This window comes from Bacillus sp. NSP9.1, from assembly GCF_000465465.2.
GTDB lineage: Bacteria > Bacillota > Bacilli > Bacillales > Bacillaceae > Bacillus > Bacillus sonorensis_A.
Genome location: NZ_CP048273.1, coordinates 1,610,625 through 1,630,502, shown reverse-complemented (window position 1 = coordinate 1,630,502; position 19,878 = coordinate 1,610,625). Strand labels below are relative to the sequence as shown.

The 19,878-nt window shown below is 43.9% G+C and carries 16 protein-coding genes, 1 pseudogene and 1 riboswitch; of the genes and pseudogenes, 9 read left to right on the top strand and 8 right to left on the bottom strand.

Annotated elements, in window-relative coordinates:
- Positions 1 to 69: 69 nt before the first annotated feature.
- The 3 genes from M654_RS08360 to M654_RS08350 form a co-directional block, all read right to left on the bottom strand.
- Positions 70 to 2,952 (bottom strand): glycoside hydrolase family 3 protein, encoded by a 2,883-nt coding sequence (locus tag M654_RS08360; RefSeq protein WP_051290349.1) that lies wholly within the window; start codon positions 2,950 to 2,952, stop codon positions 70 to 72.
- A gap of 234 nt (positions 2,953 to 3,186) precedes the next feature.
- Positions 3,187 to 4,080, bottom strand: a complete 894-nt coding sequence (locus M654_RS08355) for a LysR family transcriptional regulator (RefSeq protein ID WP_026586467.1) — start codon at positions 4,078 to 4,080, stop codon at positions 3,187 to 3,189.
- On the bottom strand, positions 4,077 to 6,512 hold the full coding sequence (locus tag M654_RS08350; RefSeq protein ID WP_026586466.1) for a beta-glucosidase: 2,436 nt from the start codon (positions 6,510 to 6,512) through the stop codon (positions 4,077 to 4,079). The genes M654_RS08355 and M654_RS08350 overlap by 4 nt, the downstream gene beginning before the upstream one ends.
- A gap of 685 nt (positions 6,513 to 7,197) precedes the next feature.
- Between M654_RS08350 and M654_RS08345 the strand changes: the two genes are divergently transcribed.
- Positions 7,198 to 8,151, top strand: coding sequence for an arabinan endo-1,5-alpha-L-arabinosidase AbnA (locus tag M654_RS08345; RefSeq protein WP_051290348.1), 954 nt, complete (start codon positions 7,198 to 7,200; stop codon positions 8,149 to 8,151).
- Between the two features lie 240 nt (positions 8,152 to 8,391).
- On the opposite strand, the gene M654_RS08340 is transcribed toward M654_RS08345, so the two are convergent.
- From M654_RS08340 to M654_RS08330, 3 genes and pseudogenes are all read right to left on the bottom strand, one after another.
- A complete protein-coding gene (locus tag M654_RS08340; protein WP_026586464.1) occupies positions 8,392 to 8,826 on the bottom strand; it encodes an SMI1/KNR4 family protein in 435 nt (144 codons plus the stop codon).
- 156 nt (positions 8,827 to 8,982) lie between these two features.
- Positions 8,983 to 10,355: pseudogene (locus M654_RS08335) on the bottom strand (serine hydrolase).
- A 125-nt stretch (positions 10,356 to 10,480) separates the two neighbouring features.
- Positions 10,481 to 11,206 carry an NPP1 family protein gene (locus M654_RS08330; protein WP_026586463.1) on the bottom strand — a complete coding sequence of 242 codons (726 nt, stop codon included), beginning with the start codon at positions 11,204 to 11,206 and terminating at the stop codon, positions 10,481 to 10,483.
- Between the two features lie 440 nt (positions 11,207 to 11,646).
- Between M654_RS08330 and M654_RS08325 the strand changes: the two genes are divergently transcribed.
- Positions 11,647 to 12,843, top strand: coding sequence for a DUF819 family protein (locus M654_RS08325; RefSeq protein ID WP_026586462.1), 1,197 nt, complete (start codon positions 11,647 to 11,649; stop codon positions 12,841 to 12,843).
- Positions 12,844 to 12,880: 37 nt separating this feature from the next.
- Here M654_RS08325 and metC read toward each other — a convergent pair whose 3' ends face one another.
- Together metC and M654_RS08315 are read right to left on the bottom strand one after the other, a co-directional pair.
- Complete coding sequence (metC, locus tag M654_RS08320; RefSeq protein ID WP_026586461.1) at positions 12,881 to 14,056, bottom strand: cystathionine beta-lyase; 1,176 nt, start codon at positions 14,054 to 14,056, stop codon at positions 12,881 to 12,883.
- Positions 14,053 to 15,171 (bottom strand): methionine biosynthesis PLP-dependent protein, encoded by a 1,119-nt coding sequence (locus M654_RS08315; protein WP_026586460.1) that lies wholly within the window; start codon positions 15,169 to 15,171, stop codon positions 14,053 to 14,055. Before M654_RS08315 ends, metC begins: the two co-directional genes overlap by 4 nt.
- A gap of 64 nt (positions 15,172 to 15,235) precedes the next feature.
- A riboswitch (SAM riboswitch) is annotated at positions 15,236 to 15,354 on the bottom strand.
- A gap of 126 nt (positions 15,355 to 15,480) precedes the next feature.
- Between M654_RS08315 and M654_RS08310 the strand changes: the two genes are divergently transcribed.
- From M654_RS08310 to M654_RS08280, 7 genes are all read left to right on the top strand, one after another.
- A complete protein-coding gene (locus tag M654_RS08310) occupies positions 15,481 to 16,425 on the top strand; it encodes a helix-turn-helix transcriptional regulator (protein ID WP_026586459.1) in 945 nt (314 codons plus the stop codon).
- 77 nt (positions 16,426 to 16,502) lie between these two features.
- The gene (locus tag M654_RS08305; RefSeq protein WP_026586458.1) at positions 16,503 to 16,991 is read left to right on the top strand and encodes a DinB family protein; all 489 of its coding nucleotides are present in this window, start codon (positions 16,503 to 16,505) and stop codon (positions 16,989 to 16,991) included.
- A 17-nt stretch (positions 16,992 to 17,008) separates the two neighbouring features.
- A complete protein-coding gene (locus M654_RS08300; RefSeq protein WP_026586457.1) occupies positions 17,009 to 17,461 on the top strand; it encodes a helix-hairpin-helix domain-containing protein in 453 nt (150 codons plus the stop codon).
- Between the two features lie 123 nt (positions 17,462 to 17,584).
- Positions 17,585 to 18,307 carry an esterase family protein gene (locus tag M654_RS08295; protein ID WP_026586456.1) on the top strand — a complete coding sequence of 241 codons (723 nt, stop codon included), beginning with the start codon at positions 17,585 to 17,587 and terminating at the stop codon, positions 18,305 to 18,307.
- A 64-nt stretch (positions 18,308 to 18,371) separates the two neighbouring features.
- Positions 18,372 to 18,881: a YjcG family protein gene (locus M654_RS08290; RefSeq protein ID WP_026586455.1), complete on the top strand. Its 510-nt coding sequence runs from the start codon at positions 18,372 to 18,374 to the stop codon at positions 18,879 to 18,881.
- A gap of 9 nt (positions 18,882 to 18,890) precedes the next feature.
- On the top strand, positions 18,891 to 19,310 hold the full coding sequence (locus tag M654_RS08285; RefSeq protein ID WP_026586454.1) for a GNAT family N-acetyltransferase: 420 nt from the start codon (positions 18,891 to 18,893) through the stop codon (positions 19,308 to 19,310).
- 162 nt (positions 19,311 to 19,472) lie between these two features.
- On the top strand, positions 19,473 to 19,868 hold the full coding sequence (locus tag M654_RS08280) for a GtrA family protein (protein WP_026586453.1): 396 nt from the start codon (positions 19,473 to 19,475) through the stop codon (positions 19,866 to 19,868).
- Positions 19,869 to 19,878: the final 10 nt, after the last annotated feature.

Genomic DNA, 19,878 nt, shown 5'->3' with positions numbered 1-19,878 from the left:
GCCGAAACATTGTTTTTGATCGTACAATTCATCAGTCTATTTTTTAATGAAACTTATATTCAAACGTTTTCAGGCTGAAATATTGACTTTATTCTGCTTTTTCAGTTTTCTAGTGACGAATACAATGATCGCAAGAGCTGCAAGTAGAATGACAACATTTGCAGCAATCAGCCAGTACTGCCATAAAGGCGTAATTTCAACAATTCTGGAACTTGTAGATATTCCATTCATAGCGTTGCTGTTGACAATGGAATAGAGAATATTGTGAACAGATTCTCTTAAATGATTGACCACTGCAGGAGTTAACTGATCATTACTCAGCTTCCACAGTTTGGAATCTGTGTTCAACCAGAGGTTGGTTCCAGCTTCAATTCCTTCTCTCAGATCCTGGTAGGCGAAGTGAGAGAGGGATGCCTGATCGGTTACGACAGTACCTTTAAAGCCCCACTCATTTCGAAGAGTTTCCGTCATAAGGCCTTTATGGCCGCCTGCCCAACGAGCCCCAATTCTATTCATGGCTGCCATAGCACCGCGAGCATCTCCTTCACGGACAGTGGTTTCAAAGGGTTTTAAATAGATTTCGCGCATCGCCTGTTCATTTGCAAACATGGCGCCGCCTAGACGATTCGTTTCCTGATCATTCAGTGCAAAATGTTTCATATATACAAAAGTGCCTTTTGATTGAACACCTTTAACTTCACTTGCACTTAACTTACCTGATAGAAAGCCGTCTTCAGAGAAGTATTCAAAATTTCTTCCACCAAATGGGGTGCGGTGAGTGTTAACACCTGGAGCATACCAACCTGCAACCTCATTTCTAATGCCATCTTCCCCGACTGATTCTCCCATTTTTTTAATGAGTTTCACATTCCATGTCGAAGCCATTACGACTTCCGCCGGATAAGCCATCCCCTGTTTATTTCCGCCCACAAGCGTATTGGAGATTCCTGCAGGGCCATCCAAATTTGACGTTCCGGGTAGGTTGATTGATTTAATCGGTACAGTGGCATACCCGCCCATTCTGACAAGTTTAGTCATTTCATCAACAGTCAGTTGATTCAGCAAGACATCCCAAAGTTTATCGTCATAATCACGTCCTATAAACATGGCAGCATTTAATTCTCCAAATTCTTTACTAATGACACCTGTTTCAGGCATGACAGCATCCTTGTCTTCGGTGTATGAGATGGCAAGATCGTCAAGCAATTCCTTTGATGCGGTTAAGGAACCATCCTCATAGGTGGAAGGCCATGTACCTTTCCAATCCTTTCTGGAAAGATATTTAAAAGAAGAATCATAATGTTTGATGTCAACATCATCAAACTGATTGGATATTTTATTACCCGTTACTGCAGACTCCGCATAAGTTGTAGAATCAAGAGTATCAACAGTAAAATTCTGTACTAATGCCGGATTACCATCATAATCCATACCGTCTTTAGTAGTTTTACCCTTTGCTGCGAGTATGTTATTCAAGGCATCATGTGCGTTTTCACCTGCTGTGAAATAATAATCTCCAGCATCCACAATGTATGTCCCTTTGCCGTTGGCATCGTATGTTTTCATTTCTTCTTTATCCACTTCAATCGTAACGGTTTCTGACTTGCCTGCTTTCATTTCCGAAGTTTTTGCAAATCCTACCAACTCAACAGACGCCTTTTCAATGCCGTTATCTTTGTCATATTTTGTATAAGGGGATTGCATATAAATCTGAACAACGTCTTTTCCCGGAACAGAACCCGTGTTCATCACTTTTAAAGAAACTTCATATTTATCATCTTTTTCCTTTACTCGATAATCGGACCACTTAAATTGCGAATATGAAAGACCATATCCGAATGGGAACTGAACCTGCTCGGAATAATTGTAATCGATTTCCTTTTCGTTACCTAGGACTACATCCTCATATCGAGTCTCATAATACTTATATCCGACATAAATGCCTTCACCGTAAACCATGTATGAATTGCCCTTATCAACTTGACTGTTAGCTATTTTGTAATTCCCGAAATTAGCCATTGCAGGAGAGCTAAATGCATCATACGCATAGGTATCAACTAAATTTCCCGATGGATTGACGCTTCCATTCAATACCTCACCGATTGCATATGCACCGGTCTGTCCCAGAGCACCGACCGAAATAGCAGCATCAATGTTATATTCATCTAAAAAGCCTAATTGTATAGGGTTAGATGAATTGATTAGAACCACAACAGTTTCAAAGTTTTCTTTTGCAAGCTTAAGCATGTCTTTTTCATTGTTGTCAATTTCAAGATAATGATATCCTGTAGAAAGCTTGTCGGTTGCAAGATCAGAGTGCTCTCCACCGGATCGGCCGATCACAACCAGTGCAGCGTCATTGTAATCTTTGAAGCTATTGATTTCCTTATCGGTATACACACTCCGCGGAACTTCATTTACCTCAAAAGATCCCTTCCCTTCTATGTCCGGTGTTTTCTTTCGATAAGAAGAACCTGCGCCGGTCTGATAGAAATCCCAAAGCGTTTTATTGACTTCGAATCCGGATTGTGCAAGCACAGCCTTCAAATCCGGTACTTTTGCAGTTTCAACAGAACCGGAACCGCCGCCTCCATAAACGAGGTCAATTGAGTTCTGACCAAGAACAGTAATTTTTCCCTTAGACTTAAGCGGCAATGCATTGTTTTCATTCTTCAACAGCACAATGCCCTCTTCTACAAGTTTCTGCACTACCTCTTCTGCGCGAGCTTTCTGTTTGTCTGCAGAAGCAAACGAACTCTTATAATATTCATTGTCTTCCTTATCTTTATCATCAGTGACAATTTTGCTGGTCGGATGACTTAAATAGATTGAGATAATCTGCGAATAATTTTTGGCATAAATATCCCCTACAATAACCCCTATAATCAGCACCGCACTTACTATATATAAAATAATGGCTGCGGGCTTTGATATTTTTTTCGTTTTTTTCATGTTTTTCCTCCACCATTTAATTAAACTTAGTAAGCGGACTATATGGACTATGTCAATTTAGCTACTCAAACTGAATACGCTTACATACTTAGCATTTAATTGTGGGCGCGCTTAAATTAATTGCTTTACTTGAATTTACCATATAGATCAAACGGTGCATATCAACGAAAAGTTCCGGGGCATAAACTTTTCGTTGATTATAAAAAAAAGCCGTTTTAACTGGCTGTTCGCCCATCAAAACCGCTCAACTTTATCTTTGCAATAATCCTTTATATAATTTTTGAATAAAGATACGGACTTTGATTCTATGTCTCTTTTCCTGCTGACCAGGTAAATATTCTGAGGGATTTTTTCCTTCAATCGAACGAGTTTAAGCCTATCGTCATGATGCGCCTCTTCAACAAAGTCCACGGATACTGCAACATATCCGTTTGCCTCACAAAGGGAGTGAGCCGTTTTAATATTTCCAAACTCATGAACAATATGCGGAGTGAAGCCATGTTCCAAACATTTATCGATCAAGCTGTGCTCCTTCCCCTTTTCAACAGATTTAATCACTAACGTTTCATTTTGTAAATCAGTTATGGAGATCACGTCTTTAGCTGCCAGGGGATGCCTTTTAGAAACAAGGATTACAACTTCTCCGGTTCCGATCAAATCGCAGTCGCAATTTTCAATTTCTTCACTGCCCATGATTAAGCCTACTTCTGCTTCTTCTTGAAACAAGTCACCTAAAGGATATTCATCCGGCAGCTCTCTTAATTTCATCTGGATATCGGGATACTGATTCGAAAAGGCAAACAGAATTTCTGCAGGAACCATTATCGTTGTTGAGAAGGTAACCACGACATTTAATATGCCATCTTTACCGCTCATTATACTAATCTCTTTCACCAAGTCATCCATTAAATAACAGATATGTTTAGCTCGGGCAAACAATAATTCACCGCATTCTGTCGCTTCCATTCCATGCGACCCTCTAATAAACAATTTTGCCTCCAAATCCATTTCAAGTTGTTTAATCGTCTTACTGAGCCCTTGTGGGGTAATAAATAAGTCTTTAGCGGCAGCAGTAATACTTTTCTTTTCATAGACTTTGATGAAATATTCTAATACCTCTTTATTCATAATTTTCTCTTCCCTATATTTCCTGTCTTACGGCTCTTTTTCATCTTGCTTCTTTCTTTCAATATATGAACAAGCCCTTTAAGAAAACGACCATTTACCATCATTAAGATCCCATCCAGCATCGGCATATTTACGATCCCGCCTGTCATTCTGGCAATTCCCCTGAATGGCATGTGATAGAATGACATCATAATCAAATTGGCAATACTTCTTTTTCCTATTTTTCGCAAAAACCAATGAACAAAAATGATCGCAAAATAAATAAGTCTTCCTGAAACCCCTTTTGCATATTGGCACTGTTCTATAGTATCGTTGTAGCCCAACGGTTTTGTCCGGTCCCATTTCGGGTTGGGAGCCTTCCCTCCCAACAGGGTTTCAAATTCTTCCAGACTGATATTATGTACATTTGCGGAGTAATAGGTTGGCAGTTCCTCCTTGTCGTATGGAAGAGGCGCGCCTGTACCTTCTACAAAAAGGGTATCCGCTAATCGGATATCGGTACACGATGCGCCAACCATAATGTCGTATTCGGCTTCTTCGATTTCCCAGTTATTCGTCTTAATATTAAAATACCGGAATGTTTTATCATCAAAAGGGATCGTTACTGTTTTTGTTTCACCTGCATTGATGAAAATCTTGGAAAACCCCTTTAATTCCTTTTTCGGTCTGAAAATATCCTTGGATTTGCACCCCACATAGAGTTGTGCAATCTCCATCCCGGCAATTTTCCCGGTATTTGTTATTTTAAAACTGACACCCTCATGATTAACCTGAATATCGGAATACTCAAAGGTTGTATAACTAAGCCCAAATCCAAAAGGGAATAGAACATTAAGCTCAGCTGTATCATAATAACGGTAGCCAATAAATGGACCTTCTCGATATTCAACGCTCACTTCCTTTCCTGGAAAATGGTAGGAAGGTGTATCCTCATAGCGAATTGGATAGGTTTCAGCCAATTTCCCGGAAGGATTCACATCACCTGACAACACTCTAAGGATGGATCTTGCTCCCGCCTGTCCGCCTAAATAGCCATGTACAAGGCCTTTTACTTTATTAATCCATGGCATTTCCACCACAGAACCGCAAGAAAGAACGGCCACAATGTTCGGATTTACTTCATTTAACGCGTTCAATAAATCGATCTGGTTTTTTGGGATCTTCATACAATGCCTATCCAAACCTTCAGCCTCTGTCACTTCATCCAGACCAATATACAGAAGAACAACATCCGCTTTTTTGGCGAGTTCACATGCTTTTTCGATTTTCTTCTGATCTCTCTTCCCGTATCGTTCAAAGCCGGTTTCAAAGCCGATACTGACAATTCCAGACTCCTCGAAACAGTTGAGAGTGTGATCCAGTATTGTTGGATTAACGATAGATGACCCTGCTCCCTGGTAACGGGCATCTTTGGCAAAATCCCCAATTACGGCAACTTTTCTGCCAAACCGGATGGGTAAGATATGGTCTTCATTTTTAAGAAGGACTATTGATTCTTCGGCAGCCTTCTGCGAAACCCTGTGATGCTTTTCCACATTAAATTCGGAGTGAGGTTTATTAAATACCTCATTTGTAGTAAAAATAAGCTCTAGTAATCGATCAACACATTCGTCTAACACTTCTTCTTTCATCTTACCGCTTCTGACTGCTTGGAGAATTTCCCGGTCGGTCTCTCCTGCAGTAGTCGGCATTTCCAACTCATTTCCAGCAATCAATCCTGCAATTCGGTCATTGCTTCCTCCCCAATCGGTGACAACAACCCCCTTAAAATCCCATTCGCTACGCAAGATACCCTGCATTAAATGTAAATGTTCATTCGTGTAAGTTCCGTTTAACCGATTATACGACGTCATGATTGACTTAGTCTTACCTTCTTTGACCGCAATTTCGAAGGCGGTAAGATAGATTTCCCTAAGGGTTCTTTCATCGACAATTGCATCAATCGTCATACGTCTTTCTTCTTGGTTGTTTACCGCAAAATGTTTCACACAAGCGGAGATTCCTTGTGATTGAATACCTTTAATCATACCTGCGGCAAGTTTTCCGGCTAGATACGGATCTTCACTGAAATATTCAAAGTTTCTGCCGCATAAAGGATTTCTCTTTATATTAATACCAGGTCCCAATAAGACATTCACATTTTGCGTAACCGCTTCCTTTCCGAGATACTCCCCCATCTTTTCGGCCAGATCTTCATTCCAACTATTTGCTATCGTTGCAGCTGTTGGAAAACAAGTTGCAGGATCCCCGGCATTGAGCCCAGGTTGTTCTGATCCGACTGCCTGCTTCCGAATCCCATGGGGGCCGTCTGCCAGAAGCATGCTTCTGATACCTAGACGATCTATGTTCTGAGTTTGCCAGAAATCTTTTCCCGACATTAATGATGCTTTTTCTTCTAACGTCATGTCTTGGATTAATTCTCTATATTTCATTCGCGATTCCTCTTCTTATCTTTTCAGTATTTCCCCATAAGATGTGCCAGCACATTATTTTGATTTATTATAATTGTACAAAAAATATTTTTTTATAGCTATTGATAATATATTGATAATATTATAGTGGTTCTGTCTGTCAACGGACTTTTGGAAAACCTCAATTTATGTTCTTATAACCTTTTTTCGTATTGGTGCTGAAATAGTTAGTTCAACATGATGTCAGTGGAACTATTTCCAAAAGCCCCACATCATTTAATCTTTATCTACATTAGGATATAAAATCCTGCGAATAAGTCTGAATTTGCAGAAGGTCACTGTTCCAGTGCCGTTTCTTCAACCGGCATCTGGAGGGCTATGAATTGATCTCTAATTGTTTTCCCCTGCATTTTCCTCAAAGAAATTGAAAAGTTCCAGTTCCTCCCCATCCGTAACATTCTAAACTTAGGCCAAAACGATTATGTTAATCCTGTAACGTTTATGTAATTAAATAACATTTGACTGATTGATTTTTAACAACAGTTGTTTTTTTGTTTTTAAGTTTTATTTCAGGACTAAAAAACAAGTCCTTTGTCTGATTGAGGGAGGGCGAACCCCTGCTAAAATAAAATGCGTGTTGTTGGGAAATATTTCTCTAAAAGGGAGGGCCGATTGTTAAAGGACATCGAAATTTGAAAGGAGAACAATTGTGGCTAAGTCTATCATTTCTGGTTTTATTTTATTTTTTCTGCTTATTTTTTCGGCAGCTGAACCAACATCAGCGGCTTTTTGGAATACAAAAGGAGACAACATTATTCATGATCCTTCCATGATTAAAGAAGGAAATACATGGTATACATTCGGTACTGGTATCGGCAATGGAATCCGCGTCATTAAATCGACAGATGGAAAAACGTGGAGCGCAGCACCAAGTATTTTTACAACTCCATTATCATGGTGGAAACAGTACGTGCCAAACCATGAAAAAAACCAATGGGCGCCTGATATCAGCTATTATAATGGTCGCTATTGGCTTTATTATGCGGTATCCGCGTTCGGCTCGAATACTTCGGCGATCGGACTGGCTTCAACAGACCGAATCTCTTCCGGGAATTGGCGCGATGACGGACTTGTCACCCGGACGACGACCGCTAACAATTATAATGCGATCGACCCTGAGTTAGTCATTGATAAAGAAGGAAATCCGTGGCTGTCCTTCGGCTCGTTTTGGAGCGGCATCAAGCTGACAAAGCTTGATAAAAAAACGATGAAACCTACAGGGAAGGTTTATTCCATCGCATCAAGGCCGAGCCATGGCGGAGCGGTTGAAGCGCCGTCTATCACATATAAAAACGGCTACTATTATTTATTCGTTTCGTTCGATAAATGCTGTCAAGGTGTGAACAGCACGTATAAGATCGCTTACGGCCGCTCAACAAAAATTACGGGACCTTACTATGACAAAAGCGGCAAGAAAATGACGGAAGGCGGAGGCACAATCCTCGACTCCGGAAACGACCAATGGAAGGGCCCAGGCGGCGCGGATATCGTGAACGGCAACATCATCGTCAGACATGGTTATGATGCGCTTGACAATGGAGCGCCTAAGCTGCTGATCAATGATTTATACTGGGATTCCAAAGGCTGGCCGAAGTATTAGTTTTTAAACCGAGCAGATGTTTTCTGCTTGGTTTTTACTGTTATTTTAGCAGTAGCTATATAAACGATTCATTCAAAATGATCATGCCACTACATTCATCATCCAGGGCTCGTTATGAATAAAAAAGAGCCGCCATTCAGGTACCAAACAACAGCTCCTACATATACGTATAACAAAACCGAGCATAAAAGTGCCCCCATTTTCCTTTTTGGAAGAAAGTCTTGAAAGGCAAAAAAATATTTAATCCGCCATATCTTCAAAATATCGATCATTTTGATCAACTTTTTTAATAAATTCCTCTAGAGAGTCAGCTGTTTTTTTATCAAAAAAGAATACTGGAGACTTATCGGGATCATTTAAATCAAGCGTTAAATATACACCTTCATTTACCTCATAAAAAACAAGCTTGTCTTCATCTTCATATATACCATCTAAATCAGGGTCAAATTCGTAAATATCTTCCCTTAAAGTGATATCTGCGATAGTAGCGGGGTCTAAAAATCTGTTTATTGCATTATTATTCCCATTTATAAACCCGTACCCAATCTCTAAATAAAATTCTCTGAGCTCTTTAGGAAATAGAAAACCAAGTCTATCTTCCGCTTTTATTAGATCGTTTTCTTTTAGCTCATAAAACTCATGATGACTATTTTTTATAAAATTAAATTTGTTCAGCCTCATGAACCTCCTTAGAGTGGTGCACCTTTACCATGAATATCCGAAAGATGCTCATCACGGACAGATATCTCCATATTGCATAATCAACCTCCAACGATAAATTTCCTCCTGACAGACAACAGAGCCAGGCCGCCAAACGCTCAAGCAAAACGGTCATATCTTGCTGTTTGATTCCACTATCCGCACCGCTTCTTCCTCTGCACCATTTTGATAAATAATCAAGCGAGTTACCACACCATCCTCCAGAATAAATACCACTTCAACAGACAATGACCTGAGGAAAAAGCGCGTTTCCGAGGCTGGAAATCATTCAAAACGGATCTGTCCGGTGATTTGCATATAAAGCCGGTCCTTATCAACTGTCACATGAGCGGCGGCGCCATCCTGAAGTGAATAACTTCCGACATATCTTTTGTAAATGGCCGGATCGATCTCTTTTTTCTTTTGATCGGCAGGGCGATCAGGGATTTTGCAGGCCTTGTCAAACAGGATATTTTCAACGGCTTCAAAGATGGCCTGTTCATATTCATCATCCTGTTCCACATTGCTCAAATAAATGAAGGTTTTTCGTTGATCGATATATCGGATCATTACGGTTGAATAGCCTGGCCAGCCTCCGCTGTGACCGACAATTCGCCCTGTTTCAGGACTGTCCCGAAGCACCCAGCCGCACCCGTAATCTACAGACTCTCCGTTTTTCAGAAAAGCGGGGGAAAAGCAAGCTCTTTTGAGGCTTGATTGATTAAATGGTCTGTATATAAAGCCTGGTCGAACAAATATAAATCATGAATGGTTGAGTTTACGGTTCCGTCCCCCTGAATCCCGTCAAGATAGCAGACATATTTTGTTTCTTCAAGGTCATCAGGCAGAACGTACTGTTCTGTATGCACGTCATACACATATCCATACGCATAGTTCTCAATGGTTTCAGGCTGAAGCCTTCTGTTATACACCCTTGAGTTCCGCATTTCCACCGGTTCAAAGATACTTTTTTTCATATATTCGGCAAAACTCAGACCTGATGCCTTTTCAATGATAACCGCAAGCAGCACATATCCCGTATTGCTGTACAGCCAACCTTCACCCGGGGCAAAATAGCGTTGCGGCTGATGATTCACCAGCATATCAACGATATCTTGGTTAACAGCAATCTTGTTGTGATCCCAATGTTGCAGAAACCATTCCATATAATCGGGCAGCCCTGACGTATGTGTCAATAAATGGTGAATCGTTACGCCCTGATAGGGGAATCCCGTCATCCACCGTTCTATGGGATCCTCGATATTCAATGCCCCTTGCTGTGCTAATTGAAGGATCCCCAAGGCGGTGAACGGCTTGGATAGCGATGCTAATTCAAATAAGGAATGTTCCTGTAACAAACGCTTATCTGCCAGGTTTGCATAGCCGAAGGCGTTTTGATAGAGAATGTCACCGTCTTCAGCAACTAACACTGCCGCATTGATAGGACTTCTTTTATTCAACACACGAAACAGATGGACAAGCTGTTCTCTTTTTTTCTGTTTCACTTCTTCACCTCCTTTCTTTTTATACACATATGGAAATTAAAGGTTTCAACTAAAAAAAGACAAGAATACATCTTGTCTTTGAAGGATGGATATGAGCTGTTTGTCCAACCGGCTAATAAATTTCTTTATCTAAACCAAGCCTTCCCTAAATGATTCATAAAGTTTGGATCATTAAAAGGAACGTTTGCACTTCCAAAATCCGCTGTATTCAATGCGTTTCTTGCAGCAGGTGTTAAGTCTTCCCAGCCGATTAAAGGCTGCATTCCGCCTTTTGCGCTGTCAACGTATAAGCTGTGATTGATCGGTGATTGAGGAGCGTCATATCTGATCTTAGGATGATCGCCATCCATGATATGACTGTTTGGAGCTGTTTTTGCAAATTTGCCGTGTTGTGAATAGGCGATTGACAGTACCTTCGGATTTTGATTGGCCGGGTTGTCAATCCATACGACGATGCCTTCCCAGTCATGTCGATGGCCAAATGGCTTTAAGGCGATCGGTGAATCTTTCGGAAAATACCAAGCATACATGATGGCCCATACCCCGTTGTACCACGCAGATCGCGAATATACTTGTCCGACGCTTTTGCTGCAGTGGCCTTCCGGCGCTCCGGTAGGCTCTAATCCCCCGCTCGTATTGCCCTGCGCGTCTACTGCGGGAAAGGGCACACATCCGCTGGCCACCTTTAAATATGGCTGAAAGCGTTTCGCCGCTTTTTGCGTAACGGTAACAGGTGTTACTTCTTTGAAGCCTATCACTTTGTCATGATCGATGACCGCTGCGTTTGCTGATGGTGTTAAGCCGACAAAAGCCAAAACAGACAAAAAAAGCACATATGCGATTTTCTTCATTCTCAACTTCCTTTCCATTCATTTTACAGAAGGATATTGATAATTGCATTGAAGATTGCCTGGACACCAACATCATCTAAAACGTCATCGTTAACTTATGTATTTCTGCAATTCATCTCTATTTGCATTAAGACAAAACAACTGTAACCGTTTTTCTCACCCTCCTTTCATGAACTTAGTATACAAATTTTTCTGCAAATAAAAATGATCCAAAACGATTAACTTCTTGTCCATTCCAAATCTCTAAACGACAGGAATGATCATATCGATTCACAATTCGAGAAATTCAAAAAGATACTTTAGACCTAAAATGAGGTTGAACACAAACTTTCAATTCTTAATGGGATCGTTCTCTCAGTGTTCTTCTGTTCCCTATTGATCAAATCTGCCTTCCAACTTATAATTATCAGATAATTCAAAATAAAGACAGGAGGGGTTTTATGAATTCAGTCATTTCAGCGGATGATGTGTGGATGCTTTGGGGATTTATTGCGGTTTGGGCGGCGGTGAGCATTTATTTGGAGCAGCGGTTTCGCTGGGCGGCGGCGGTGTCAGGCGCGGTGCTGGCGCTTGCCGGGGCGATGCTGTTTACGAATGTGGGGATCCTGCCGACCGAATCGCCTGTTTATGACGCGGTTTGGACATATGTCGTTCCGCTGGCGATTCCATTGCTGCTTTTTCAAATCAACCTCCGGAAAATTCTCCGGGAAAGCGGCCGGCTTCTGTTTATGTTTTGCATCAGTGCGATCGGTACAATGATCGGAAGCATTTTCGCATTTTTTCTTTTTAAAGAGCAGATTCCACACCTTGACAAAATCGGCGGAATGATCAGTGCTTCCTATATTGGAGGAGGGGTGAATTTCGCGGCGATGGCGGCGAAATTTTCCCCTCCTGGAGAATTTGTTTCATCGACAGTTGTCGCTGATAACTTCATGATGGCGCTGCTCTTTTTCATTTTAATGGGCATACCGGCGGTGAAATGGTTTCAAAATCGCTTTGCCGGAGGGAAAGCGGCGGCGCCGAGACAAAACGAGGCGGAAGCCTATTGGAAACGAAAAGAAATCTCATTGCAGGATATCGCCTTAGGACTGGGAGCTGCTTTTGCGATCGTTGTCGTTTCCGTGAAAGCGGCGGCTTATTTTAAAGAACGGCTCGCTTCCGACGGCGGGTCGTTTTTCGCCCAGTTCATCTCCGGCATTCTCGGCGATCAGTATCTGCTTTTGACAACGCTGACGCTTTTCTTAACCTTCGCCTTTCCGCGCTGGTTTGAAAAGCTAAAGGGTACTCAGGAAATCGGCACTTATTTGATTTATTTATTTTTTGTGGTGATCGGCATCCCCGCAGACTTGCGGATCATCCTCATGAATGCTCCGCTCCTTTTAGCGTTTGTCTTTATCATTGCCATGTCCAATCTGCTCGTCTCGCTGGCAGCGGGAAAAATCCTCCGTTTTCGGCTTGAAGAAGTTTTGCTTGCGACGAACGCCTCTGTCGGCGGTCCGACGACGGCGGCTGCAATGGCAATTGCAAAAGGCTGGCGGGAGCTCATCGCCCCGATCATGCTCGTCGGCACGTTCGGCTATCTGATCGGCAATTATGTCGGAACAATGCTTGGAACATGGTTTTCATCACTTCTGTGATGCAAAAAAGCCGGGGAATCCCCGGCTTTTTCGTCTCCTACGTGCGGAAGAGCGTCTCCGTTACGGTTTCTAAGGCTTGTGCGAAGTCCGCCTGTAAATCATCGGCATGTTCGACACCGACGCTCAGTCGCAAAAGTCCGTCGGTAATGCCCCGTTTTGCGCGCTCCTCTTTCGGCATGGCGGCATGCGACATTTTCGCCGGATAGGAGAGAATCGATTCTACCGCTCCAAGACTGACGGCAAAGACGGGGAGAGAGACATGTTCCACAACCTGTTTGACGGCTTCCGCATCCTCCAGCTCAAAGGAAAGCACCGCGCCGGCGCCGTTCGCCTGCTGTTTGTGAACCGAAGCGCCCGGATGTGAAGACAGTCCCGGATAATACACTTGTTTGACGGCAGGATGGTTCACGAAAAACTCGGCGAGCTGCTGAGCCGTCCTGCTCGCTTTTTCAAGCCGCACCTGGAGCGTTTTCAGCCCTCTCAGCACAAGCCAGCAGTCCTGAACACCGAGGACCGCGCCAAACGAATTTTGCAGTTTATAAAGGTCTTCCCCGAGCTTTTCGTCTTTGACGACGGCAAGCCCTGATAAAACGTCGCTGTGGCCGCTTAAAAATTTCGTTGCGCTGTGGAGCACGACATCAACGCCGAGCTCAAGCGGACGCTGAAGCGCCGGGGTCATGAACGTGTTATCGAGAAACGTCAGGCAGCCGTGCGCTTTCGCCAGCTTGACGACGCCGGTGATATCGGTAATGCCGAGCGTCGGATTTGACGGTGTTTCTAAGTAGATGACTTTTGTGTTTTCCTTGATGTTTAAAGCAATTTCATTTAAATCCGTCATATCGACGAATGTGTGCTCAATCCCGAAGCGGCTCAGCACGTCTGTAATCATCCGGTACGTTCCGCCGTAGACATCCTTTGTGACCAGGACATGATCCCCTTTGGACAAAAGCAGAAAAGCGGTGGAAATGGCGGCCATTCCCGAAGAAAACGCAAAGCCGCGCGTCCCCCCTTCCAGCTCGGCGATCGCGTCTTCAAGCGCCTTCCTTGTCGGCGTTCCTGAACGGCTGTAGTCATATTCGCCAAACTGGTCAAATGAGCTTTGATGAAAGGTGGAGGCATGCTGGATCGGTACGCTGACGGCTCCTGTTGTTCCATCGGTTTTATGCTGATTGTGGACAAGCTTTGTCTCGAGTGTCCAATTTCCCTTACTCATCGGCCAACCGCCTCCTCTTTCACTTTCTGCAATGCCTGCTTGAGGTCATCCTTCAAATCCGCTGCATGCTCAATTCCGACCGAAAAACGAAGGAGCCTGTTGCAGACGCCGCCGGCGATGCGGATTTCTTCCGGTATATCCATATGGGTCTGTGTCGCCGGATAGGTGATGAAGCTTTCAACACCTCCAAGGCTTTCGGCGAAGCAGATTGTTTTTAGGTTTTGAAGAAACGGGTTGACCCATTCCTCCTTTTGGACACGGAATGACAGCATGCCGCCTTTTCCCGGATAAAGAACATCGGCAATTTCCTCCTGCTCTTTTAAAAAGGCCGCGAGCTCACGCGCGTTTTCCTCGTGCTGCTTCATTCTGAGGGCCAGCGTCTTCATGCCTCTCATCAAAAGCCAGGAGTCAAACGGTGACAATACTGCGCCGATGGCGTTTTGATGCTGAAACATCTCTTCTGCCAGCTCTTCGTCTTTGGCGACGACAAGCCCTGCCAAAAGGTCGTTATGGCCGCCCAAATACTTTGTCGCACTATGGATAACAAGGTCAGCTCCCAGTTCAATCGGCTTTTGCAGCACCGGGGTGTAAAACGTATTGTCGACAATCAGAAGTAAATCATGGGCTTTGGCGATTCCAGCGACTTTTTGAATATCGGTTTCCTGCATCAGCGGGTTAGTCGGGGTTTCCACAAAAAGCGCTTTTGTGTTCGCCGTGATCTTTGATTTGATACAGTCTTCATCTGCAAAATCATCATACAAAAAGCGCAGACCGTATTTCTTCCATTCATTTTCAAACAGACGGTATGTTCCTCCGTATAAATCCGAGGAAACAATCAGCTCATCTCCGCTTTGAAACAGAGCCATGATCGTCTGAATGGCGGCCATACCCGAACTGAACGCAAAGCCGCGCGTCCCCCCTTCGAGTTTCGCGATCGCATCTTCCACAAGCTGTCTTGTTGGATTTTTTGTGCGGATATAGTCAAATCCGGTTGATTCCCCGATTCCTTTATGCCTGTAGGCGGACGAGAAATAAACGGGGGGGTTGACGGTTCCCGTTATTTCATCACTGCGGTTTCCGATTTGCGCCAATGTTGTTTGTACATGTTCAGTCATATGACACCATCCTTTAAAAAGTAAAAACCCCTTCTTCATAAGAAGAAGGGGGATTATGCGCTTCTTCTTATCTCCCAAGCATTCGCTTGCTGGATTTAGCACCTTGGTACACTGGACAAAGTTCAGTGCAGACCGGTTGCTGAGGTTTCAAAGGGCCAGTCCCTCCACCTCTCGTGATAAGAAATCTGTTTAATTTTCTGATTGTTCTTTACTTTAAACTAATTCAGGACATTTTTCAAGGGTCTTTTTTTTACCTTTCGACCGCCTACATAGTGGTATGATGAAAAAAACGGCCAGTGGGAGGAAGCGATGCCTAAAACACAGCGATTAATCGAATTGATGATGACCATTCAAACAAAGCGAAAATTCACCGCCGGGGAGCTTGCAGCCGAATTCGGGGTTTCCTACCGCACCATTCTCCGGGACTTGGACGAGCTGAGCGCGCTCGGTGTCCCCATCTATTCCGAAACAGGCGCCAATGGAGGCTATTATTTGCTGAATGAGCCGATGCTGCCCCCGCTTTTTTTCACAGAATCTGAGGCAGCCGCCATGTTTTTCGCCTATCAATCTTTGCAGTTTTTTGGCTCGCTGCCCTTCGAAACGGAAACGAGGACGGTTTTAAAAAAATTTTATCATCACCTCCCGGAAAACACGCAAAAGCGGATCGATGCGATGAAGGACAGGATCGTCTTCTGGAATCCGCATCGTCCAAAGGCGGCAGAGCATTTAATCACATTGCTGGATGCCGCTGTAGAGCAATCCGTTTTAACCATCCATTATGAGGGAGCGGCAGAAACGAAAAGATCAATACAGCCGATCGGCTTATACAGCTGGAATGGTTTCTGGTATTTGCCGGCATACTGTTTTAAAAGGCGGGCTTTCCGGCTGTTTCGCGCAGACCGCATTGTCAAAGCGGAAAAAACAACAGACGAACAAGCCCTCTCTCTTCCATATCAATCCGTTCTCAGCTGGATTCAGACTTCTGAAAGCAAGTGTCCGGACCCCGTTCGTTTATGTGCACAATTGACGCCGGCCGGCGTAAGACAGGCGATGTCTGACCTTGATTTGGCGAAAATCGTTGCCATGAATGAAGACGGAAGCGGCTCGATCAATACAGATATTCCAACAGCGGAAATGGACTATATTGCTGACCTATTATGGAATTTAGGCGCTGAAGCTGTTGTGATCAAACCGGCGGAAATCAAAGAGCGCCTAAAACAAAAAGCGGCTGAGCTTTTGGTGCGCTACAGCTGATTTTTTCGAACCATGACAAAAGCTGTCAGGATTGCGTGGTAAGATCAAGGTATATTCACGTAGAAAGGGTGACGCTGATGAATGCTGTTCACACAATGCGAGATGTTCTCTTGCACGAAATGGAAACGGGGGTGCGATCGACATGCCTTCTTTTCGAAAAGGTGAAGGAATCTGACTGGTCCTACCGCCCCGCCGACAACATGCGCAGTCTGAAAGAGCTCGCTTGCCACCTTGCCGCCATACCGGAATCAGACCTGGCGATTATGCAGGAAAAAAAGCAAAGCGATATCGCTGTCATTGAAAACCGCTATGGGGACTTCCAATCTGCGGATGACATGACGCAAGCCATGAAAACAGGCTTTGAACAATTGAAAACCTATTTCGTCTCCATGTCAGATCAAGCATTGTTAACAAAGAAAACAACACCGTTTTATCTTGAAGAAGGCATGACCCAAAGCCGCTGGCTGGCGGAAACACTCACCCATATCTTCCACCACCGCGCCCAGCTGTTCAACTATTTAAAACAGCTTGGTTATCAAGTCAGCATGTTCGATCTCTATATTTGAATGAAGGTGATTTTGATATGAAGCTTCCTCTTACAGACAAAGAACGCTCCGGGTTAAGAGCCGCCAAGGTCAAAGTAAAAGACACAGCGGAAATGGAAGTGAAAAGCCTTGCTCAAGCGCTCGGTTCAACTATGGCGCGGGCCAAATACATCAAAGCGCTCGCCCAATTCCAAACGGTTCCTTCCATCGGCCCGAAAATCGCTCAGGAGGTCATCGATTTAGGCTTTTATTCGCTCGCTGACATCAAAGATGAGACAGGTGCGGATTTGATCATCCGCCTCGAAAAGCGAAAAGGCTATTGGGAAGACCCTTGTGCAGAAGATGCGCTGCGCTGTATCGTCTATTACGCCAACAAACCCGGAAGCGGGAAAAGCTGGTGGGATTTCACAGAAGAAAGAAAAAGATACCGCGAGCAATACGGATATCCTGCGGATCGACCGTCCACCCCCTGGTATGAGAAAAAACGCTGAAAGGCTGCCGATTTCCGGCGGCCTTTTTGATAAGCGAAAATTGCGTTTCGCAAGAGAATTTTTGTGAAATTCGTGTTACAATGTATGGAAACGTTCACAACATCATTTCTGGAGGAATTCACCTTGGCTATGAAAACAGGAGTCATTCAGGAAAAAAAGCTTTTTTCAAAAGAGCTCGGCGAAGAAATGGAGCTTTTGGTCTATCTGCCCGCCTCCTATTCCCCGCTCTACAAATACCATGTCATCATCGCCCAGGACGGGCACGACTATTTCCGGCTCGGCCGCATCAGCCGCCAGCTTGAGGAACTGCTTAACAACGGTGAAATCGAACGGTCCATCATCATCGGCGTTCCTTACAAAAACGTGCAGGAAAGACGGCTTACATACCATCCGGAGGGCTCGAAGTTTGAAGCTTACAAACGCTTTCTCGCACATGAACTTGTTCCTTTCGCAGACCGTGAATATCCGACATACCAGGTCGGATCAGGGCGGACCCTGATTGGTGATTCGCTCGGCGGGACGGTCTCCTTGATGACAGCGCTTGATTACCCGAATATGTTCGGCAATGTCATCATGCAGTCCCCTTATGTCGATGACCATGTATTGGACAAGGTGCTGCACTCCGATTCCCTGCAGCTGATCTCCATCTGCCACCAAATCGGCACAAAAGAAACCGAAGTTCACACAACAGATGAGCAAATACTCGATTTTACGAAGCCCAACCAAAAACTGAAAGACTTGCTTCAACAAAAGAAGGCGGACTATGACTTTGAAACATTTGATGGTGATCATAAGTGGACGTACTGGCAGCCTCTGATCACCCCTGCTTTAAAAAAAATGCTCTAGCTCTCCGTATATCGGCCTATCTTTGATATACTAAACCATATAAATTGTTTAAGGAGGGAACAAAATGAAATACGGTATTGTGTTATTTCCATCAAAAAAACTTCAGGATATTGCAAATTCCTATCGAAAACGCTATGATCCGAATTACGCTTTAATCCCGCCTCATCTTACACTAAGAACATCTTTTGAAGCGTCTGAAGAAAAAATCGGCCAAGTCGTGCAGCAGTTGCGAGAACTGGCAAAAGAACTCAAGCCGATCCCGCTCAAAATCACGAAATTCAGCTCTTTCGCTCCCGTGAACAATGTCATCTACATGAAAGCCGAACCGAACGAGGAGCTGACAGAGCTTCACGAAAAAATGTACAGCGGCGTTTTGGAAGACAAACCGGAATATGCGTTTGTTCCCCATGTCACGATCGCCCAAAACCTGTCAAATGACGAGCATTCCGATGTCCTCGGCTCGCTGAAAATGAGAGATGCGTCACACGAAGAAACCGTTGACCGCTTTCACCTGCTTTACCAATTGGACAACGGCTCGTGGACAGTGTATGAAACTTTTATTTTAGGAGAGTGATGAGTCCCAGTGGAAGCCGTCATCGCGAAGAATAAACAACAGCTGGAAGACGCATTTTTTGTAAGAGAAGAAGTATTTATCAAAGAACAAAACGTATCTCCGGAAGAAGAAATGGATCATCTCGATCAAGAGTCTTCACATCTTGTTATCTATGACGGAAAAGAGCCGATCGGAGCCGGGCGTCTCCGCCTTGTCGACGATTTCGGCAAGCTTGAACGGATCTGCGTCCTCAAAAGCCACCGCTCGCTTGGCATAGGCAACCTGATCATTGAAGCGCTCGAACAGGAAGCCCGGAAACAGGGGGCTCATCAATTTATGCTGAACGCCCAGACGCAGGCCGTCCCATTTTATGAAAAACACGGCTACAAAGTCGTTTCAGAGGAATTTTTAGACGCGAATATTCCCCATGTGAAAATGGTGAAAAAGTAACCGTTCCAAGTCAAATTGGAACGGTTTTTCTTTTCCCGGAAAAACATTTCATAGTTTGTTCATCTTTTGTTTATCGTTTATTCAACATTATCCATTAAAGTTGTTTTTAAGCTTTGAAGGAAGCGCTAAAAATCCGATGGGAGGTCAAAATCGAATGCCGCTATGATCAAACAGAAGCTCGTCACATTATTTCGTTTTGGAACCGTCGGAGTCGGAAACACACTCATTGATTTCGGCGTATTTTTCCTCCTGACGTCACTCCATGTCCCCTACCTTATCGCTCAGATTTTCTCCTATTCGGCAGGGGTGGCTAACAGCTATATCTGGAATCGGACATGGACGTTTCAAGTCAAAGAAAAAGCCCACGGAAAGGAAGTTTTCCGATTTATCATCATCAATTTAGCAGCGTCAGCCATGACTTTTCTGCTTCTATACGCTCTTCAACAAAGGGGGCTGTCCCTTGTGATCAGCAAAATAGCAGCAACTGTTCTCGGCATGGCGGTCAATTTTGCCGGTAACCGGCTTTGGGTGTTTCAGGACCCGGAAACAAATCGATAAACAAAAATGA

Bases quoted from the DNA above. Each gene is read 5' to 3' on its own strand.
- M654_RS08360 (WP_051290349.1), bottom strand. From the start codon at position 2,952: ATGAAAAAAACGAAAAAAATATCAAAGCCCGCAGCCATTATTTTATAT.
- M654_RS08355 (WP_026586467.1), bottom strand. From the start codon at position 4,080: ATGAATAAAGAGGTATTAGAATATTTCATCAAAGTCTATGAAAAGAAA.
- M654_RS08350 (WP_026586466.1), bottom strand. From the start codon at position 6,512: ATGAAATATAGAGAATTAATCCAAGACATGACGTTAGAAGAAAAAGCA.
- M654_RS08330 (WP_026586463.1), bottom strand. From the start codon at position 11,206: ATGAAGAAAATCGCATATGTGCTTTTTTTGTCTGTTTTGGCTTTTGTC.
- M654_RS08325 (WP_026586462.1), top strand. From the start codon at position 11,647: ATGAATTCAGTCATTTCAGCGGATGATGTGTGGATGCTTTGGGGATTT.
- metC (WP_026586461.1), bottom strand. From the start codon at position 14,056: ATGAGTAAGGGAAATTGGACACTCGAGACAAAGCTTGTCCACAATCAG.
- M654_RS08315 (WP_026586460.1), bottom strand. From the start codon at position 15,171: ATGACTGAACATGTACAAACAACATTGGCGCAAATCGGAAACCGCAGT.
- M654_RS08310 (WP_026586459.1), top strand. From the start codon at position 15,481: ATGCCTAAAACACAGCGATTAATCGAATTGATGATGACCATTCAAACA.
- M654_RS08305 (WP_026586458.1), top strand. From the start codon at position 16,503: ATGAATGCTGTTCACACAATGCGAGATGTTCTCTTGCACGAAATGGAA.
- M654_RS08300 (WP_026586457.1), top strand. From the start codon at position 17,009: ATGAAGCTTCCTCTTACAGACAAAGAACGCTCCGGGTTAAGAGCCGCC.
- M654_RS08290 (WP_026586455.1), top strand. From the start codon at position 18,372: ATGAAATACGGTATTGTGTTATTTCCATCAAAAAAACTTCAGGATATT.
- M654_RS08280 (WP_026586453.1), top strand. From the start codon at position 19,473: ATGATCAAACAGAAGCTCGTCACATTATTTCGTTTTGGAACCGTCGGA.